Origin of the sequence: Inhella inkyongensis, from assembly GCF_005952805.1 — a bacterium.
Lineage (GTDB): Bacteria > Pseudomonadota > Gammaproteobacteria > Burkholderiales > Burkholderiaceae_C > Inhella > Inhella inkyongensis.
Genome location: NZ_CP040709.1, coordinates 1,804,084 through 1,821,764 on the forward strand (window position 1 = coordinate 1,804,084; position 17,681 = coordinate 1,821,764).

General features: G+C 65.2%; 21 protein-coding genes. 16 read left to right on the top strand and 5 right to left on the bottom strand.

The genetic code is table 11. From position 1 onward, the window contains the following. Window positions 1–102: 102 nt before the first annotated feature. Window positions 103–1,017 carry a tetratricopeptide repeat protein gene (locus tag FF090_RS08715; RefSeq protein ID WP_175423588.1) on the top strand — a complete coding sequence of 305 codons (915 nt, stop codon included), beginning with the start codon at window positions 103–105 and terminating at the stop codon, window positions 1,015–1,017. Between the two features lie 46 nt (window positions 1,018–1,063). After that, window positions 1,064–1,750, top strand: a complete 687-nt coding sequence (locus FF090_RS08720) for a cupredoxin domain-containing protein (protein WP_175423589.1) — start codon at window positions 1,064–1,066, stop codon at window positions 1,748–1,750. Between the two features lie 756 nt (window positions 1,751–2,506). Here FF090_RS08720 and argF read toward each other — a convergent pair. Together argF and FF090_RS08730 are read right to left on the bottom strand one after the other, a co-directional pair. Continuing rightward, window positions 2,507–3,463 (bottom strand): ornithine carbamoyltransferase, encoded by a 957-nt coding sequence (gene argF, locus FF090_RS08725; protein ID WP_138856355.1) that lies wholly within the window; start codon window positions 3,461–3,463, stop codon window positions 2,507–2,509. Beyond that, complete coding sequence (locus tag FF090_RS08730) at window positions 3,463–4,653, bottom strand: aspartate aminotransferase family protein (RefSeq protein ID WP_246071548.1); 1,191 nt, start codon at window positions 4,651–4,653, stop codon at window positions 3,463–3,465. Before FF090_RS08730 ends, argF begins: the two co-directional genes overlap by 1 nt. Window positions 4,654–4,783: 130 nt before the next feature. Between FF090_RS08730 and FF090_RS08735 the strand changes: the two genes are divergently transcribed. Continuing rightward, a complete protein-coding gene (locus FF090_RS08735) occupies window positions 4,784–5,107 on the top strand; it encodes a DUF3579 domain-containing protein (RefSeq protein WP_138856356.1) in 324 nt (107 codons plus the stop codon). A gap of 16 nt (window positions 5,108–5,123) precedes the next feature. Further along, entirely contained in the window at window positions 5,124–5,966 is an 843-nt protein-coding gene (locus FF090_RS08740; RefSeq protein WP_138856357.1) for an alpha/beta fold hydrolase, read from the top strand. An 89-nt stretch (window positions 5,967–6,055) separates the two neighbouring features. On the opposite strand, the gene rpsT is transcribed toward FF090_RS08740, so the two are convergent. Then, entirely contained in the window at window positions 6,056–6,352 is a 297-nt protein-coding gene (gene rpsT / locus FF090_RS08745; protein ID WP_138856358.1) for a 30S ribosomal protein S20, read from the bottom strand. 209 nt (window positions 6,353–6,561) lie between these two features. On the opposite strand from rpsT, the gene murJ reads away from it, so the two are divergent. From murJ to folK, 6 genes are read left to right on the top strand one after another with little or no spacing between them, the layout of a single operon-like run. After that, a complete protein-coding gene (gene murJ, locus FF090_RS08750) occupies window positions 6,562–8,124 on the top strand; it encodes a murein biosynthesis integral membrane protein MurJ (protein WP_138856359.1) in 1,563 nt (520 codons plus the stop codon). A gap of 26 nt (window positions 8,125–8,150) precedes the next feature. Continuing rightward, window positions 8,151–9,224, top strand: a complete 1,074-nt coding sequence (locus FF090_RS08755) for an AI-2E family transporter (RefSeq protein ID WP_246071549.1) — start codon at window positions 8,151–8,153, stop codon at window positions 9,222–9,224. Further along, a complete protein-coding gene (locus FF090_RS08760; protein WP_138856360.1) occupies window positions 9,221–9,892 on the top strand; it encodes an HdaA/DnaA family protein in 672 nt (223 codons plus the stop codon). Before FF090_RS08755 ends, FF090_RS08760 begins: the two co-directional genes overlap by 4 nt. Then, window positions 9,873–10,541 carry an HAD family hydrolase gene (locus FF090_RS08765; RefSeq protein WP_138856361.1) on the top strand — a complete coding sequence of 223 codons (669 nt, stop codon included), beginning with the start codon at window positions 9,873–9,875 and terminating at the stop codon, window positions 10,539–10,541. Before FF090_RS08760 ends, FF090_RS08765 begins: the two co-directional genes overlap by 20 nt. Next, complete coding sequence (gene pcnB, locus FF090_RS08770; RefSeq protein ID WP_138856362.1) at window positions 10,538–12,076, top strand: polynucleotide adenylyltransferase PcnB; 1,539 nt, start codon at window positions 10,538–10,540, stop codon at window positions 12,074–12,076. The genes FF090_RS08765 and pcnB overlap by 4 nt, the downstream gene beginning before the upstream one ends. After that, window positions 12,076–12,579 carry a 2-amino-4-hydroxy-6-hydroxymethyldihydropteridine diphosphokinase gene (folK, locus tag FF090_RS08775; protein ID WP_138858332.1) on the top strand — a complete coding sequence of 168 codons (504 nt, stop codon included), beginning with the start codon at window positions 12,076–12,078 and terminating at the stop codon, window positions 12,577–12,579. The genes pcnB and folK overlap by 1 nt, the downstream gene beginning before the upstream one ends. Here folK and FF090_RS08780 read toward each other — a convergent pair. Then, window positions 12,519–12,971 (bottom strand): TM2 domain-containing protein, encoded by a 453-nt coding sequence (locus FF090_RS08780; RefSeq protein WP_138856363.1) that lies wholly within the window; start codon window positions 12,969–12,971, stop codon window positions 12,519–12,521. The genes folK and FF090_RS08780 overlap by 61 nt on opposite strands. Then, a complete protein-coding gene (locus FF090_RS08785) occupies window positions 12,968–13,483 on the bottom strand; it encodes a GNAT family N-acetyltransferase (protein ID WP_375137407.1) in 516 nt (171 codons plus the stop codon). Before FF090_RS08785 ends, FF090_RS08780 begins: the two co-directional genes overlap by 4 nt. A gap of 278 nt (window positions 13,484–13,761) precedes the next feature. On the opposite strand from FF090_RS08785, the gene rpsP reads away from it, so the two are divergent. The 6 genes from rpsP to FF090_RS08815 all read left to right on the top strand — a co-directional run bounded on the left by rpsP (window position 13,762) and on the right by FF090_RS08815 (window position 17,675). Further along, entirely contained in the window at window positions 13,762–14,028 is a 267-nt protein-coding gene (rpsP, locus tag FF090_RS08790) for a 30S ribosomal protein S16 (RefSeq protein ID WP_138856365.1), read from the top strand. Window positions 14,029–14,030: 2 nt separating this feature from the next. Further along, a complete protein-coding gene (gene rimM / locus FF090_RS08795; RefSeq protein WP_138856366.1) occupies window positions 14,031–14,639 on the top strand; it encodes a ribosome maturation factor RimM in 609 nt (202 codons plus the stop codon). 7 nt (window positions 14,640–14,646) lie between these two features. Continuing rightward, window positions 14,647–15,408 (top strand): tRNA (guanosine(37)-N1)-methyltransferase TrmD, encoded by a 762-nt coding sequence (gene trmD / locus FF090_RS08800; protein ID WP_138856367.1) that lies wholly within the window; start codon window positions 14,647–14,649, stop codon window positions 15,406–15,408. A gap of 116 nt (window positions 15,409–15,524) precedes the next feature. Beyond that, window positions 15,525–15,878, top strand: a complete 354-nt coding sequence (rplS, locus tag FF090_RS08805) for a 50S ribosomal protein L19 (RefSeq protein ID WP_138856368.1) — start codon at window positions 15,525–15,527, stop codon at window positions 15,876–15,878. A gap of 76 nt (window positions 15,879–15,954) precedes the next feature. Continuing rightward, window positions 15,955–16,644, top strand: a complete 690-nt coding sequence (locus FF090_RS08810; protein ID WP_138856369.1) for a CoA pyrophosphatase — start codon at window positions 15,955–15,957, stop codon at window positions 16,642–16,644. A gap of 41 nt (window positions 16,645–16,685) precedes the next feature. After that, window positions 16,686–17,675, top strand: coding sequence for a CobD/CbiB family protein (locus FF090_RS08815; RefSeq protein ID WP_138856370.1), 990 nt, complete (start codon window positions 16,686–16,688; stop codon window positions 17,673–17,675). The last annotated feature ends 6 nt before the right edge of the window (window positions 17,676–17,681 follow it).

Consider the following 17,681-nt stretch of genomic DNA (forward strand, 5'->3'; position numbering starts at 1 on the left):
TCACCCGCCCTATTGGCTTTTGCGAACAACCAACTTGCGGCGCAAGTCCGTCAGCATGGTAGCCGTAGGGGTCTCTTTCTGGCTGTGCGGGATTTCGCAGGAATGCGTCTCGAGTACGACGCATCCACGACCCGTACAGCCGCCGAAGCCTTTGACGCGCGGGCAGGTAACTGCCTGTCCTTGGTACTGTTGACTGCCGCGCTGGCGTATCACATTGGGCTGTCGGTTCGATTTCAGTCGGTGCGCATTGAGGATGTATGGAGTCGCAGTCGCAATTTCATGCTGCTGAGTGGTCACGTGAATGTGACCTTGGCGCATGAGCGCTATGGCTCGGGGCGCAGCCTTTCTACGACCGGTTTCTTGACCATCGACTTCATCCCCTTGGATGAAGAGTCGCGGCTGCAGGCGATCAGCCTGTCGGAAGAGACCGTCGTGGCGATGTTCATGAACAACCGAGCGGTGGAGCTGATGGAGCAGGGGCAGCTGGCCAACGCGCATGCGATGGTCAAGCAGGCCCTGGCAGCCGATCCGCGCTACTTCAATGCGCTTAACACTCTGGCGGTGCTGTACCGCCGCCACGGTGATTTGCCGCGCGCCGAGCGCAGCCTGCGCACGCTGCTGCAGCATGAGCCGCGCAACGTCTCGGCGCTCTCTAATCTGGTCTTGCTGCTGCGTCAACTCGGCAGAACCGAGGAGGCCCGGGTAGCCGAGGCGGCCTTGCAGCAGGTGCAGCCGCGCACGCCCTTCTTGGAATTCGAGCGCGGTTTGGCGGCCGCACGCACGGGGGATTGGGCCGCGGCCCAGCTGGCTTTTGAGCGCGAATTGGTGCTGACACCGCAATTCGATGAGCTGCACTTCTGGCTCGGCCAGACTTACTACCAGCTGGGTCAACGCGAGCGTGCTGCGCGCCATATGGCGTTGGCGCGAGAGCATGCGCTGACCCCCGAGCAGCGTCGGCGCTACGCCTACAAGCTGGAGGTGTTGCGGCGACCGCAGCCGACAGCGACACCGCACTGAGTGGCTTGCGGCATCATGCAGGCCGCTCATCCTCAAGGACGCTCCCATGCACGCTGCACGCAAGTCTGTTCTGGCCCTGTTGATTGCGGGTCTGACCCAGTCCGCCGCGCTTGCGGCCGATGTCACGGTTCAGGTGCTTGATCGCGAGGGCAAGGCCCTGGCCGGCGCGGTGGTGGTGCTGGAGACCTCGGTCAGCGGGCCCCGGCCCACACCCTTGGCGGAGCACACCATCGAGCAGGAGCAGATGCGCTTTGCGCCGGCGGTCAGCGTGGTGCACCTCTCCACCAAGGTTCATTTCGTCAATCTGGACCGCTGGGACCACCATGTGCGGGGTGGCGCAGCCGGGCCGGGTGGTGTCTATCTGGACGCCAGCCAGGGCTTCGCCTTCCGCCTGTCAGGCCGGGTGGCCGGCAAGCCGGCGTCGCGTGAATCGCGTCAGTTCAACCAGACCGGCCCGCAACTGCTGGGCTGCCATCTGCATGGCTCGATGCGCGGGCATCTGTACGTGACCGACTCACCCTGGGCCGCAGTCAGCGACGCGCAGGGCCAGGTGCAGCTGCGCGAGGTGCCGGCCGGTGGTGCGCGCCTACGGGTCTGGCATGCCGAGGAGCTGGTGGAGACGCCGCCTCAGGCGCTTTCGGTGAGCGACGGCATGGCCGCGGTGCGGGTGGCCACGCAGGTGGTGGTGGGCAGGAAGAAGAAGCCCGTGGAGGGTGGGGGGTATGGGTATTGAGGCGGCGCGGGGATAGGCATTCGATTCTGGTGCCCGCCCGCTGCTCGCGCAGCTTCACTTGGCTGCGCCACGTGAGCGCTCCCCGAATCGAATGCCGGTCCTGCGCCCCGGCGCTCAGCCGATGCGCCCGAGCAAAAGCCAATCCATGAGTGCCTGAGCGCGCGGGACGCGCTCAGGCCTTCGCAAGCGGTCGAACGGTCCTCAGGACCGTTCTCGCTGCTTGCTCAGCCTTTTGCACGTGAATCTGTTTTGGTGACCGCGCACTTGGCTGCGCCAAATGAGCGCTCCCCGAATCGAATGGCGGCCCTGCGGTCCGGCGTCCCGGCTCTCAGCCGATGCGCTCGAGAAAAAGCCACTCCATGAGTGCCTGAGCGCGCGGGACGCGCTCAGGCCTTCGCAAGCGGTCGAACGGTCCTCAGGACCGTTCTCGCTGCTTGCTCAGCCTTTTGCACGTGAATCTGTTTTGGTGACCGCGCACTTGGCTGCGCCAAATGAGCGCTCCCCGAATCGAATGCCGGCCCTGCGGTCCGGCGTCCCGGCTCTCAGCCGATGCGCTCGAGAAAAAGCCACTCCATGAGTGCCTGAGCGCGCGGGACGCGCTCAGGCCTTCGCAAGCGGTCGAACGGTCCTCAGGACCGTTCTCGCTGCTTGCTCAGCCTTTTGCACGTGAATCTGTTTTGGTGACCGCGCACTTGGCTGCGCCAAATGAGCGCTCCCCGAATCGAATGCCGGCCCTGCGGTCCGGCGTCCCGGCTCTCAGCCGATGCGCCCGAGCAAAAGCCACTCCATGAGTGCCTTTTGCACGTGCATTCGATTCTCTGCCTCGTCCCAGACGACGGATTGGGGGCCGTCGATGACCTCGGCGGCAACCTCTTCGCCACGATGCGCCGGCAGGCAATGCATGAAGAGGGCGTCCGGACGCGCCGCCGCCATCATTTCGGCAGATACGCACCAGCGTGCGAAAGCTGCGCGGCGGGCTTCGTTTTCGGCTTCATAGCCCATGCTGGTCCAGACATCGGTGGTCACCAAGTCGGCGCCGCGACAGGCTTCCAGCGGATCGGCAAAGGTCTTGACGCAGCGGGCATCTGAAATGCCGGCTATGGCGGGGTTGACCTCGTAGCCGCTGGGCGTGCTGATGTGAACCGTGAAGCCCAACAACTCGGCCGCCTGCAGCCAGGTGTTGGCCATGTTGTTGCCGTCGCCCACCCAGGCCACCACGCGGCCCTTGAGCGCGTCCATGTCCACATTGCCGCGCGCATCCATGCCGCGCGCTTCCAAATAGGTAAACAGATCGGCCAGGATCTGGCAGGGGTGGTATTCGTTGGTCAGGCCATTGATGACGGGCACGCGCGAGTGCGCCGCAAAACGCTCGATCTTGCTTTGCTCGAAGGTGCGAATCATCACCAGGTCAACCATGCGACTGATGACGCGGGCACTGTCCTCGATAGGCTCGGCGCGGCCCAGTTGGCTGTCGCCGGTGGTCAGGTGGACCACCGAGCCGCCCATCTGGTACATGCCGGCTTCAAAGCTGACGCGCGTGCGGGTGCTGGCCTTTTCAAAAATCAGGGCCAGGGTGCGGTCCTGCAGCGGCTGGTATTTCTCGTAGTTCTTGAAGCGGCGCTTGATCAGCGCGGTGCGCTCGAATAGATAACCGTAGTCGGCCGCCGAGAGATCCTTGAACTGCAGGTAATGGCGCAGGGCAGGGCGTTGCATCAGGCGCCTTCTGCGCAGAAGGCGCGGATCAAGGGGATCAGGCGGTTGGCGATCTCGTCGATCTCGGCGCTGCTCACGATCAGGGGCGGCAGCAGGCGCACGACGCGCTCCGCCGTCACCGAGATCAGCAGACGGCTCTCCAGTGCACGCGTAAGCAGCACACCGCAGGGCCGGCTGAGTTCGATGCCCAGCATCAGCCCCTGGCCGCGAATGTCCTTGACGCCCTCCACGCCAGCCAGACCGGTTTGCAGTGCGGTGCGCAGGCGCTCGCCCATGGCGCTGGCATGGGCGCACAGGCCGTCGGCCTCCATGATGGCCAGAGTCTCAACGCCGGCCCGCATGGCCAGCGGGTTGCCACCAAAGGTGGTGCCATGGTTGCCGGCCGTCAGCACGCCAGCCGCGCGCGGCCCACATACGATGGCGCCCACCGGCACGCCCGAGCCCAGGCCCTTGGCAAGGGGCATCACATCGGGCTGGATGCCGGCCCACTGGTGCGCGAACCACTTGCCGGTGCGGCCAATGCCGCACTGCACCTCGTCGAGCATCAGGAGCAGATTGCGCGCATCGCACAGACGCCGCAGGCCCTGCAGAAACTCGATGCGGGCTGGGTTGATGCCACCCTCGCCCTGGATGGTCTCCAGGAAGATGGCGCTGATCTGCGGGTGGGCATCCAGCAGACGCTCCACCGCGGCCAAGTCGTTGAGTGGCGCTCGCACAAAGCCGGGAACCAAGGGTGCAAAACCGTCCTGAATCTTGGGGTTGGCGGTGGCGGACAGGGTGGCCAGGGAGCGACCGTGGAAGGCGCCTTCGAACACCATCGTCTCGGGCTGCTCGAAGCCGCGCTGATGCCCGAATTTGCGGGCAATCTTGAGCGCGCCTTCGTTGGCTTCCAAGCCCGAGTTGCAGAAAAAGACGTTGGTCAGTCCCGACAGTTCGACCAGTTTGGCGGCCAAACGCTCCTGCAGCGGCACTTGGTAGTAGTTGCTGGTGTGGATCAGTTTGGCGACCTGGTCCTGCAAGGCCGCCACAAAGCGCGGATGACCATGGCCCAGGGTGTTGACGGCAATGCCGGCCAGTGCGTCCAGGTACTCCTGTCCCTGCGTATCCCAGACGCGGCATCCGCGACCCTCGGCCAGGGCGACGGGCAGCCGGCCATAGGTCGGCATCACGCAAGACAGGGGGGCGGACATGGACAACTCCTGGATCAGATCAATAAGGGGGCGCTGATTATGCGGGTGCTGCACTGCAGCACGCGCTTTGAGGCAGGCACAATCACGACCCCACACCTGCTTGGCCTGAAGCCGCCGATTCGCCCTTTTCATGTCCGCCAAACCCCGCGAAATCTTCATTCAGGGCGTCACCCTGGAGGGGCGCACCTTCCGCCCCAGCGACTGGGCGGAGCGACTGGCGGGCGTGATGTCCTGCTTTCGTCCGCCGGGCAACCGCGCTGGATTGGGCTCGCACATTCGCTATTCGCCCTATTGCGTGCCGCGGGTCATCAATGGCGTCAAGTGCGTCATCGTCAACGAGGCGCTGAAGGAGTTGGAGCCCAAGGCCTGGGAGTTTGTGCTTAGCTTTGCCCGCGACAACGAGCTGCAGGTGGTGGACGCCTGCCTTCTGCCTGAAGACCGGGATAGCGCCTGAAGGCGGCGCAACGCAAATGCAGCATCCCCACGAACTCAGCGACAGCCAATGGGGGGCGCTTGCGGGTTCGCCGCAACACTGGTTGCTGATTGGAGGGATCGCCCGCGAGAGCGCGCTTTGGATCGACGGCCCGAAGTTGTTGTTGGCTCGTTTGCGGCGCCTTGATCCGCAGGTCCAACTGCATTTGCTGGACTTGCCGGGTACCGGAGCCTTATGGCGTGAGCGCAGCCCTTCGCATGTCGCCGAACTCGTCGAGAACTTGCGAAAACGCGTCAAGCGGCTGGAGGGGCCGGTTGGTTTGATCGCCAGTTCAGGGAGTACGGGCGTGGCCACCGAATGGGCACGCCGTTATCCCGAAGAGGTGGGGGCCCTGGTGTTGCTGAGTCCCGCCATGCGGCCCTTCACCTCGCTGATTCGTGCGGTCAGGCCCAGTCTTTGGCCCACTCTGATGGCCCTGGTGTTGGGGCGACGCTCGCCACTGGCCTTGAACGAGCGTTGGTTTGCCAGCACCACTCATCGGCGTGCTGAAGATGTCGAGGTGCTGGACTCCGAGTGGCAGCGCCTCCACGATGAACATCCGGTCAAATTGCGCAATGCCTTCGCCCAGGGGCTGGCGATCTGGCGCTATCAGGCCAGCCGGCGGCGGCCCATGCGTCGCATCCTGCTGCTGGCAGGCCATAAGGACAAGTGGTTTGATTGGCGCATCTCTCAAGCCATCAGTCGCGCCTGGGGGGCGGCATTGCGTGTTCACCCCGACGCCGGTCACGATCTGCTGCTCGACGATCCGGACTGGGTGGCGCAGTCTTTGGCGGATTGGCTGCAGCCTGTGGGTCAGAGCCAGTGGTCAGACCTGCGCTGATTGCGCCATGAAAAAAGCCCACCTTGCGGTGGGCTTTCTTGGTGGACCAGCACGAGGCGGGCCCGATTTGCACCCGATCGGATCGTTGCTCAGGCGCCGAGCGCCTTGATCTTGGCCGACAGGCGGCTCTTATGACGAGCGGCCTTGTTCTTGTGGAAGATGCCCTTGTCGGCGATCGAGTCGATCACCTTCTGGGCCAGCGTGAACAGCTCGGCAGCCTTGGGCTTGTCGCCGGCAACCACAGCCTTTTGAACGTTCTTGATGACGGTGCGGAAGTGCGAACGCAGCGAGGTGTTCTCGGCGTTGCGCTTGACGTCCTGGCGGGCGCGCTTGCGGCCGGAGGCCAGGCGGACGGTCTTTTTCTTGGCTTTGGACGAAGTGGCCATGCTAGTTTTCCGGTTGATCCGTTGGGTGCAAAGCACGCGAGTATAGCAGCGCTTGGTGGAATTACCAGTGCTGTGCATCGTGCAACGCATAATCCGCCGCCCTGGCTCAAGTCTGGCGCTCGCCTGTTGGATGTTTGGAATGGCGATTGGGTGCGACTGAGCATGGCTGAGTGCGGCCGTCAGGCGGCCCTGTGGATTACGGACTCTTCATGAATTTGCTTCGCGCCGTGGGCTCGGTTTCGGCCTTTACCTTGCTGTCTCGCATCACCGGTCTGGCGCGTGAGTTGATGGTGACCCATCTGTATGGCGCCACGGCGATGACGGACGCCTTTGTCATCGCATTCAAGATTCCGAATATGTTTCGGCGCCTGTTTGCCGAAGGGGCCTTTTCGCAGGCCTTTGTTCCGCAATTGGCAGCCGAGCGGGCCGCGCGTGGGGAGGAATCCACGCGCCGCCTCGTGGACGCCACGGCGACGGTGCTTCTCTGGGCGCTGGTGGTCGTCAGCCTCTTGGGCGTGATGGCCGCACCGGTACTCGTTTGGTTGATGGGCGCGGGTCTTAAGGGCGCGGCCCATGTGGCCGCCGTGGACATGACGCGCTGGATGTTTCCTTACATCGCCTGCATGTCTCTGGTGGCACTGTCCGCCGGCATTTTGAATACTTGGCGGCGCTTTGCCTTGCCGGCCTTCACGCCGGTCCTGCTGAATCTGTCCGTGATTGCTTGTGGCCTGTTGCTCTCTGAGCCCTTGGCGGCGCGCGGTTGGCCGGCCATCTATTCGATGGCCCTGGGCGTGATGGTCGGCGGCTTGCTGCAGCTCTTGATCCAGATCCCGGCCCTGCGCCGGGTCGGCATGCTGCCGCGCTTTGGGTTGCGGTTGACAGCCTTGCGATCAGCCTGGAGCCATGAAGGGGTAGGACGCATCCTCAAGTTGATGGCTCCGGCCTTGCTGGGCGTGGGGGTGGCGCAGCTCTCTTTGATCATCAACACGCAGATTGCCAGCCACGTCGGCCCGGGTGCCGCCACCTGGATCAGCCTGGCCGACCGGTTGATGGAGTTTCCGATCGCCTTGGCGGGCGTGGCGCTTGGGGTGGTGCTGACACCCTTGCTGGCGGCGGCCAAGGCCGAGGAGCGGGGCGGTGAGTTCTCTGGCCTGATCGATTGGGGGTTGCGCCTGGTGCTGCTGCTGGGCCTGCCCTGCGCCCTGGCGCTGGGTCTGTTTGCCGAGCCGCTGGTCGCGGTGCTCTATCACCACGGGGAATTCACGGCCGCCGATCTGACGCAGACGGCCCGGGCGGTGCAGGGCTATGGTCTGGGCCTGATTGGTCTTTTGGCCATCAAGATCCTGGCGCCGGGCTTTTTTGCGCGCCAAGACACCCGCACCCCCGTGCGCATCGCGTTGGTGGTGTTGGTGTTCACGCAGTTGATGAATGCCCTGTGGGTGCCACAGCTGGGTGCGGCCGGCTTGGCCTTGTCGATCGGGCTTGGGGCCTTGCTCAATGCCGGCTGGTTGCTCTTCGGGCTGCGCCGTGCCGGCGCCTATCGACCCGCGCCGGGTTGGCTGGGGCTGGGGCTGAAATGCCTGCTCGCCGCCCTGTGCATGGGTGGATTGCAGTGGCAGTTGGCCCTGCAGTTGGATTGGGTGGGCATGGACAAACTGCTGCGGGCCGGTGTGATGGCGGCCAGCCTGCTGGGTTCCAGCCTGCTCTATTTCGGCGTATTGGCCCTGCTCCGGGTCGACCTGCGCGCCTTGCTGCGCCGGCAGGCTTCCTAGAATCCGCCGCCCTCTTGGGAGAACCCGTGACTGTTTCGCCTTTCAAGTTGTCCCCCGCGCAACGCCGCCTGCTCGCCTGGCTGGGTTTGGGCCTGGCGCTGATTGCGTTGCTCTGGCTGCTGGCGCCGGTGTTGTCGCCCTTCGTGGCGGCGGCCGTGTTGGCTTATGCGCTGGACCCCTTGGTTGAGCGCTTGGCCAAGCGCATGCCACGGGTGGTGGCGGTGGTGCTGGTGGAGACCCTGGCCATTGTGTTGGTCTTGGCCCTGTTGCTGCTGGTGGTGCCCATCCTCTCCAAGGAGTTGCCGCTCCTGAAGGCGCAGATTCCAGCGCTGGCGGCGCGGCTGAATCAGGAGCTTGCACCCCTGCTGCAGCGTTGGGGCATGACGGCCAGCCTGGATGTGGCGGCGATCAAGGACTTCGTGATCCGCCATCTGGGTGCGAACGCCGACGACATTGCCACGGCCTTGCTGGGCTCAGTGCGCATCGGTGGCTCGCTGCTCTTGGCCTTGATTGGCAATCTGGTGCTGATCCCGGTGGTGCTGTTTTATTTGTTGCTTGACTGGCCGCAACTGCGCGAACGGGCTTGGGCCTTGGTGCCACCGCGCTGGCGCGAAGGCGCCCGCGAGTTCTTGGGCGAGACCGACACGATGCTGGGCCACTATCTGCGTGGTCAGCTCTTGGTGATGGGGGTGCTGGCGCTGTACTACACGCTGGCCTTGGCGATTGCAGGCTTTGACCTGGCTCTGCCGCTTGGGGTGTTCACGGGTTTGGCCATCTTCGTGCCCTATGTGGGTTTTGGTCTCGGTCTGGTGCTGACCTTGCTGGCCGCTGCGCTGCAGTTCGCCAGCTGGTATGGCCTGATCTGCGTGGCGCTGATCTTTGGCCTTGGGCAATTGTTCGAGAGCCTTGTGCTCACGCCCAGGCTGGTGGGTGAGCGCATTGGGCTGTCGCCCCTGATGGTGATCTTTGTGCTGCTGGCCTTTGGCCATCTGCTTGGCTTTGTGGGCATTTTGTTGGCCTTGCCGCTGAGTGCGGTGGGTCTGGTGGGCCTGCGGCGGGCGCATGCGCAGTACTTGGGCAGCGGCCTGTATCGCGGATGAGGCAGCTTCCGCTGGATCTGGGGCCGGAGCCCGAGCAAAGCCTGCAGAGCTTTGTGATGGGCGACAACGCGGCGCTGTTGATGCATTTGCAGGCCCTGGCCCCAGGCGAGGCACCGACGCTGATCTGGGGTGGTCCGGGCAGCGGCAAGACCCATTTGATGCATGCGCTGGCCCGCCATTGGCGTGAGCAGGGCCTGTGCGTGGCGGCCTTTGATGCCGACACCCGCGGGCGCTGGGCCCTGCCCGATCAGGCGCGACTGGTCCTGATTGATGACGCCGATCGATTGGACGCCGCGCAACAGCACGAGGCCTTTGCGGCCTTTATTGAGGCCGTGGGGCAGGGCGCGGCGGTGGTCGCCACGGCACAGGCGCCGGCGGTGGATCTGGCGCTGCGTGAGGACCTGCGCACCCGCCTCGGATGGGGGCCTTCGTTTGCCCTGCGCCCCTTGAGCGAGACGGCCTTGCGTGAGTTGCTGCGCCAGGAGGGCCAGCGCCGCGGCCTGAGCTTGCCCGAGGAATTGTTGGACTACGTGCTGCTGCGCTTTGCACGCGATCCGGCCCACCTGATCCCTTTGCTGGATCGCCTTGATCACTATGCCTTGCAGCGCAAGCGGGCCCCCACCGTGCCGCTGCTGCGGCAGATGCTGAATGAACCTGACCCTGTTTGACCTCGATGGCACCTTGTTGCCGATTGACTCCGACCATGCCTTTGGCGACTTTCTGGCCGCGCAGGGCTGGGTGGATGGGGCCAGCTGGCGCGCCCGCAACGACGGCTTCTATCAGGACTACTGTGAAGGTCGCCTGGATCTGGATGCCTATGTGGCCTTTACCACCGGCGGCTGGCGTCAGCGGCCCTTGGCCGAGGCCTTGCAACTGCGGCAGCGCTTCATGGATGAGGTGCTGCTGCCGGCCTTGCACGACAATGCGCGCGCCCTGGTTGAACGGCACCGGGCGGCGGGCGACCTGATGGCGCTGGTGACGGCCACCAATGTCTTTGTCACGGCGCCCATCGCCCAGGCCTTTGGATTCGAGCACCTGATCGGCGTTGAGCTGGAGCGCGACGCCAGCGGTGCTTACACCGGGGCGGTGGCTGGGGTGCCGTCTTTCCAGGCCGGCAAGATCACCCGTGTGAATCAATGGCTGGCGGGCTTGGGGCGGCGCTTCGAGGAATTTGAGTGCAGCACCTGCTACAGCGATTCGATGAACGACCTGCCATTGCTTGAGGCGGTCAGCCACCCGGTGGCCACCAACCCGAGCGCGGCGCTAGAGGCATTGGCCCAGGAACGGGGCTGGCCCATATTGAAGCTCTTCAAATGATCAAGAAATTCATCAACAAACTGCTGGGAAAAAGCAGTGCCAAGGCGGGTGGCACCTCGCTGGGCAAGCGTGTGGAAGTGCCTGCGGCTGAGCATGGCATCGACCCGCAGCTGCTGGACGAGCGCGCCGTCAAGGTGGTGCGCACGCTGACCGATGCCGGCTTTGAGGCCTATGTGGTGGGCGGCGCGGTGCGCGATCTGCTGTTGGGCCGCCGGCCCAAAGACTTTGATGTGGCCACCAATGCCACGCCCGAGCAGGTCAAGCAGCTGTTCCGCCGCGCTTTCATCATCGGGCGGCGCTTTCGCATCGTGCACGTGGTCTATGGCCGGGGCCGCGAGCACGAGGTGATCGAGGTCTCGACCTTCCGCGCCTTGCTGGGCGAGGCTAGCGCCGAGCGCGTCACGGGCAATGAGAAGTCGAGCAAGGCTGAACTGGCCGGCAAGGCCCATGTGGTGGACGAGAGCGGCCGGGTGCTGCGCGACAACGTCTGGGGCCCGCAGATCGAGGACGCGGCCCGACGCGACTACACCGTCAACGCCATGTATTACGAGCCGCAGAGCCAGCTGCTGGTGGACTACCACGGCGGCCTGAAGGATCTGCGCGCCAAGCAGCTGCGCATGATCGGCGACCCCGAGACCCGCTACCGCGAAGACCCGGTGCGCATCCTGCGCGCGGTGCGCTTTGCCGCCAAGCTGGGTTTTGGCATCGAGCCCGCCACCAAGGCGCCGCTGCGGAGCATGGCGGCGCTGCTGCCCAATGTGCCCGCCTCGCGCCTGTTCGATGAGATGGTCAAGCTCTTGCAGACGGGTCACGGCTTGGCCAGTCTGGAGACGCTGAAGGCACTGGGCCTGCACAAAGGCATCTTTCCGATCCTGGATGCCGTGTTGGCCGCCGATGGCAGCTTGCCCGAGGGCGCGCGCGGCGCTTTCGTGAAGCAGGCGCTGCAGGACACCGATCTGCGCGTGTCTGAAGGCCGCAGCGTCTCGCCCAGCTTTTTGCTGGCTTGCCTGCTGTGGTTTGACGTCAAGGCGCGCTGGCAGGTGCTGCGCAGCCAGGGCGAGCCCACCGTGCCGGCGCTGCAGCAGGCCATCGATCAGGTCTTCGATGCCCGTATTGGCGACATCTCGGGGCGTGGCAAGCTGGCTGCCGATATGCGCGAGATCTGGCTGATGCAGCCCCGCTTTGAGCGTCGTACGGGCTCCGGTCCCTATAGCCTGGTGGAGCAGCCGCGTTACCGCGCCGGCTTCGACTTCCTGCGCTTGCGCGCTGACGTGGGCGATGCCGACGCCACGCTGGCGGACTGGTGGGAAGACTTTGCGCTTGGGGATGAGGACGAGCGTACGGCCCTGGTCGAGGACGCAAGGCAGCACGAAAAGCGCCAGCCGCGTCAGCAGATTTCGCCGCGCACCATGGCGGCCGACGGTGATGCCAGCCCCGAGCCCCTGCTGGACGCGCCGGCCAAGAAGCGCCGTCGTCGTCGTCGCCCCAACAAGGGCGGAAAGTCCGAGGGCGGTGCCGCTCCGGCGGCCGAGTGATCCACCGCGCTTATATCGGCCTGGGCGCCAATCTGGGCGATGCGCGCGCGGCCTTGCGGGCGGCCTGGTTGGGCTTGCAGGACCTGGGTTCTGCCCGGGTCTCTTCGCTCTACCGCACTGCCCCAGTGGATGCCCAGGGGCCAGACTTTTTGAACGCCGTGGTGGCCTTGGATACGGTGCTTGAGCCCCATGCGCTGCTGGACGCGTTGCAAGCGCTCGAAGCCGCACAGGGTCGCGAGCGCCCCTATCGCAACGCGCCGCGCACCTTGGATCTGGACTTGCTGAGCTACGGATCCCTGCGCTGGGAAGATGCTCGCCTGACCTTGCCGCATCCGCGCCTGCATCAGCGCGCATTCGTGCTGCACCCCCTGCTGGAGTTGGCGCCTGGGCTGACGCTGCCGGACTTGGGGGTGCTGGCCGATCATTTGCCGGCCGTGGCCGATCAAGCCATCGAGTGCATGGGCGGCTTCGAGGCGGCGGTGGCCGCGTCCAATTCGAAGTAGCGCTGCGCCGCAAACACAATCGACGACATCAGGGTGGCGCCGCCCAGCAGCAAGCCGGCAATGGCTGCCAGCACCGGGCCCCAGCGGGTGGATTGAACGGCTTGCGAGCGGTCCGCTGCCCATTGCTCGTCAGAGCGCAGGCCATAGACGATGGCGAACAGTGCGCCTTGGGCGAGCATCAGGCCCAGCAAGGGCAAGGCCCAGGCGGCCATCAAGTCATCCTGGCCCAGCGCCTTGAAGCGCTGCAAACCAGCCAAGCCCACGAGTGTGGGCAGGGCGTGCAGCCAAGCCAGGGCATCGCGCCCGCCGTGCAGATAAAAGCGATGGGCGCCGAGGCTGCCGCCCAGCAGGGCCAGCCAGGCGGCCAGGGTCTTGCTCTTGATCGCATTCATAGCGGATCCTGCGTCGCGCCCAGGCCCAGTTCGCGCTGCATCATCACCACATCGAGCCAACGTCCGAACTTCCAGCCGCTGTGGCGCAGCACACCTGCTTCGGCAAATCCGAGGCTGCGGTGCAGGCCGATGGAGCCGGCATTGGCGCTGTCGCCAATCACGGCCAGCATCTGTCGTGCGCCAGCCTGGGTGCAGCGGGCGATCAACTCGGTCAGCAGCAGGCCGCCGACCCCTTGCCCGCGGGCGTCGGGCGCCAGATAGACCGAATCCTCGACGCAGAAACGATAAGCAGCGCGCGGCCGAAACCAGTTGGCGTAGGCATAGCCGAGAATGCGCCCCTGCTGCTCGGCCACCAGATAGGGCAGGCCGCGCGCCAGCACTTCCTGACGGCGGCGCTGCATTTCGGTGGCATCCGGGGCATCCAGTTCAAAGGTGCCGGTTCCATTCAGCACCGCGTCGGCGTAGATGGTGGTGATGGCGTCCAAGTCACCGTCCTGGGACGGGCGGATCAAGATGCCGTGAAGCGGGCCGTGAAGCGGGTCACGGGGGCGGGTATGGGAAGAGTGAGTGGGCATCGTGGGTCGCAGTCTATAATCGCCGGCTTTTCGTACTGGTCAATTGCGTGAGCTGTGCATGAATCAAGCATGCGCATGTGCGTGTGATTGGCGTATCTACAGTGCGAACCCCGGTGGCGCTCTATGCAAGAGCGTCGCCATCCGGTTCAAATCGCCCCTGACGTGTCCCTGTGGTGCGGTGGAACCTTCAACTGATTGAACCGAAGGAATTCCAAATGGTCGTGATCCGTCTTGCTCGCGGTGGCTCCAAGAAGCGCCCGTTCTACAACATCGTCGTCGCCCCCAAGCAGGAGCGCCGCGATGGCCGCTTCATCGAGCGCGTGGGCTTCTACAACCCGGTGGCTTCGGGCCAAGCCGAGACCCTGCGTCTGGCTCTGGACCGCGTCAGCTACTGGACCGGCGTTGGCGCCCAGGTGTCGCTCGTCGTCGAGCGTCTGATCAAGCAAGCGCAAAAGGCGGCTGCGGCCCCGGCTGCGGCCTGAAGATGACCGAGGCCAAACCGCAAGGTTGGCCACAGGACGCGGTCGAAGTCGGCCGCATCCTGGGCGCTTATGGCGTGAAGGGCTGGATCAAGGTCCAGCCCTTTTCTTTTGACGCCTCGGCCTTGTTCGGCAGCAAGGCCTGGTGCCTGACTTTGCTGCGTCCGGGGCAAGCTGCGCATCAATTGCTCAAGGTGTTGGCGCTGCGCGAGCAGGGCGAGGACCTGGTGGCGCAGATTGAAGGTGTGGACGACCGCACGCAGGCTGAACAGCTGCGCGGTGGCGTGCTCTCGGTGTCGCGCGCGGCCTTTCCGAAGACGCCGGACGGCGAGTACTACTGGCTGGACCTGATCGGCCTGTCGGTGCGCAATCTGCAGGACCAGTTGCTGGGGCAGGTGATTGGCCTGATCGACACGGGCCCGCATGCGGTGTTCCGCATTGCCCCGCCCGGTGTGGACAAGCCCACGCCCAGCCAGGAAGTGCTGATTCCATTCGTGTCGGCCTATGTGCAGGATGTTGATCTGGCCGCTGGTCTGATCCGGGTGGACTGGGTGGCTGATTGGTCGACTGATAGGTCGGCTGATGGGTCGGCGGACGAGGCCAAGCCGGCCTGAAGTCCGCATGCGCTTTGATGTCCTGACGCTCTTCCCCGAGCTGATCGCGCCCTTTACGCAGCAAGGCATCACCCGGCGCGCTTTTGCGTCGGGTCAGGTGCAACTGCAATGCTGGAACCCGCGCGACCACGCCGAGGACAACTACCGCCGCGTGGACGATCGCTGCTACGGCGGCGGCCCCGGCATGGTGATGCTGGTCGAGCCGCTGGAGCGCTGCCTGGCGGCGGCGCAGGCTGCGCGTGCGGCGTGCGGGCCGGTGATTCACTTCAGCCCGGCCGGTCGGCCGCTGAACCAGGCCCTGGTGCAGGAGCTGGCACAAGGCGAGGGCGCGGTGTTGGTGTGCGGGCGCTACGAAGGCATCGACCAGCGCTTCATCGACCGCCATGTGGACCTGGAGGTCAGCCTGGGCGACTTCGTGCTTTCGGGCGGCGAGCTGCCGGCCCTGGCCCTGATCGACGCCATCACCCGGCTGCAGCCTGGCGTGTTGGGCGACGCCGCCTCGCACGAGCAGGACAGTTTTTCCGACGGCTTGCTGGACTGCCCGCATTACAGCCGCCCCGAACAGCTCGGTGATGACGCGGTGCCGGCGGTGCTGCTCTCCGGCCACCACGAGCAGATTCGTCAATGGCGGCGCGAGCGCTCGCTGTGGCTGAGCTGGACGCGCCGCCCCGATCTGATCGAGGCCGCGCGCCAGGCTGGGCGCCTGAGTCGGCGCGACGAGCAACTGCTCGCGGGCTGGCAGGCCGCCCAGCAACCCCAGGTGTTTTGAGCTCGGCTGATTTCTGTCTATAATCGCGGGCTTTTCGATCCTCTGCGGGGCATTGGCCGGCACATTCGTGGCGTCCAAGAAAAACAAAGTGCCCGCAAGATCCTTTGGAGACCCCCATGGACTTGATCCAAACCCTTGAGCAAGAAGAAATCGCCCGTCTGAACAAGACGATCCCCAGCTTCATGCCCGGCGACACCGTGATCGTCAGCGTGAACGTGGTGGAAGGCACCCGCAAGCGCGTGCAGGCTTTTGAAGGCGTGGTGATTGCCAAGCGCAATCGCGGCCTGAACAGCGCCTTCATCGTGCGCAAGATCTCCAGCGGCGAAGGCGTCGAGCGCACCTTCCAGCTGTACAGCCCGCTGATCGCTTCGATCGAAGTCAAGCGTCGCGGCGATGTGCGCCGTGCCAAGCTGTACTACCTGCGCAGCCGTTCGGGCAAGTCGGCTCGTATCAAGGAAAAGCTGGCGTAAGCCAAGCTGTTCCCAAAGAGGCCGCCTGGGGCAACCCTGGCGGCTTTTTTCTTGTCTGTCCGCCTATGCTGAAGTGATGAGTCTGCGACCGCCCAGTTTTGATCCGCGCGCGGTTCCGGTTCGGGCCGTCGATGCCCATCTGGCGGCGCACCCCTCGACCTGGCTGGAGGCCGACGCGCTGCGCCAGCACTTTGCGCAGGTGCCTCTGGTGGCTCCCGAGCGCCCCGGCGATGGCGGTCGTCTGAGCTTGCGTGCTACGCGGGCGGCCAGTGTGCTGATCCCCTTGGTGCGACGCGAGACGGGCCTGCAGGTGCTGCTGACGCGTCGCACTGAGCACCTGAAGGACCATGCCGGCCAGATCAGCTTTCCCGGCGGCCGGGTCGAGCCCGAAGATGCCGATGCTTGGGCCACTGCGCTGCGCGAGGCACAGGAGGAGATCGGCCTGAACCCCAGCTGGGTGGAGCCGCTGGGCCAGTTGCCGCTCTATCGCACCGTGACGGCCTACGACGTGACCCCTTGCGTGGGCCTGGTGCGTCCCGGCTTTGCGCTCCAGCTCGATGCGGGTGAAGTGGCCGAGGCCTTCGAAGTTCCCCTCGCATTTCTGATGGACCCGGCGCAGCATCGCTGGCATCGCCTCAAGCTGCTGGGCTTCGAGCGTGACTTCCTGTCCATGCCATGGACGCAGCAGGGGCGCGAGTACTTCATCTGGGGCGCTACGGCGGCGATGTTGCGCAATCTCTACCATCAGTTGGCCCAAGGCCGCTGAGCCGCCGCGCGCCAGAGTGGGCGCCGCTAACATCCCGCCCCATGAGTTTCTTTTCGGTGTTGCTGGCCCTGCTGTGTGAGCAGCTCAAACCCCTGCCGCATGGCAACGCGGTGCATCAAGGGGCGATTGGCTGGGCGCATTGGGCGGGTCGCAATTTCGACGCCGGGCGGGCTCATCATGCTTGGGTGGTCTGGTTGGTCACAGCGCTCGCGCCCGCGCTGTTGGCGGCGGTGCTGCACATGGGCCTGCGCCACTACTCCTTGGTGCTGGCTCTGGCCTTTGATGTGCTAATCCTCTATCTGACCCTGGGGTTTCGGCAGTTCAGCCACTTCTTCACCGACATCCGCGTGGCGCTGGAGCGTGGTGATGAGTTGGAGGCGCGCACGCTGCTCGCCCAGTGGCAGCACCTGGATGCCAGCGAACTGCCGCGCGGTGAATTGCTGCGCCATGTGATCGAGCATTCGTTGCTGGCCGCACACCGTCATGTGTTCGGTGTGTTTTTCTGGTTCGTGCTGTTCTCGGCCCTGGGCCTGGGTCCGGCAGGGGCGGTGCTTTATCGCATGGCCGAGTTCGCGAGCCGTTACTGGGCCTTTCGCAATCGGGCGCTGGATACCCACACCCACGAAGGCCTGCGCGAGCGTGCGCAGCGCAACTTCAATTGGATCGACCATGTGCCAGCCCGCCTGACCGCCACTGGCTTTGCCATCGTGGGAAATTTCGAAGAGGCGGTGAACGGCTGGCGCCGTGATGCGCCGCTGTGGCAGCACCTCAATGAGGGCATCATCCTGGCCGCTGCGGCGGGCGCGGTGGGGGTGCAACTGGGTGGTGCCGCTGCACCGGGTGTGACGCCGGATCGCAGCAAGACCCTGGCCGCCGGTGGCGCCCAGGACGCCACGGCGGCCGAGGGCTCCACCCCGGGTGATCCGCCCACGCTCAGCCATTTGCACTCGGTGGTGCGCCTGGTGTGGCGCTCCGTGGTGCTGTGGATGCTGCTGCTGGCCCTGCTGACTTTGAGCAACCTCATCGGTTGAGGGGCG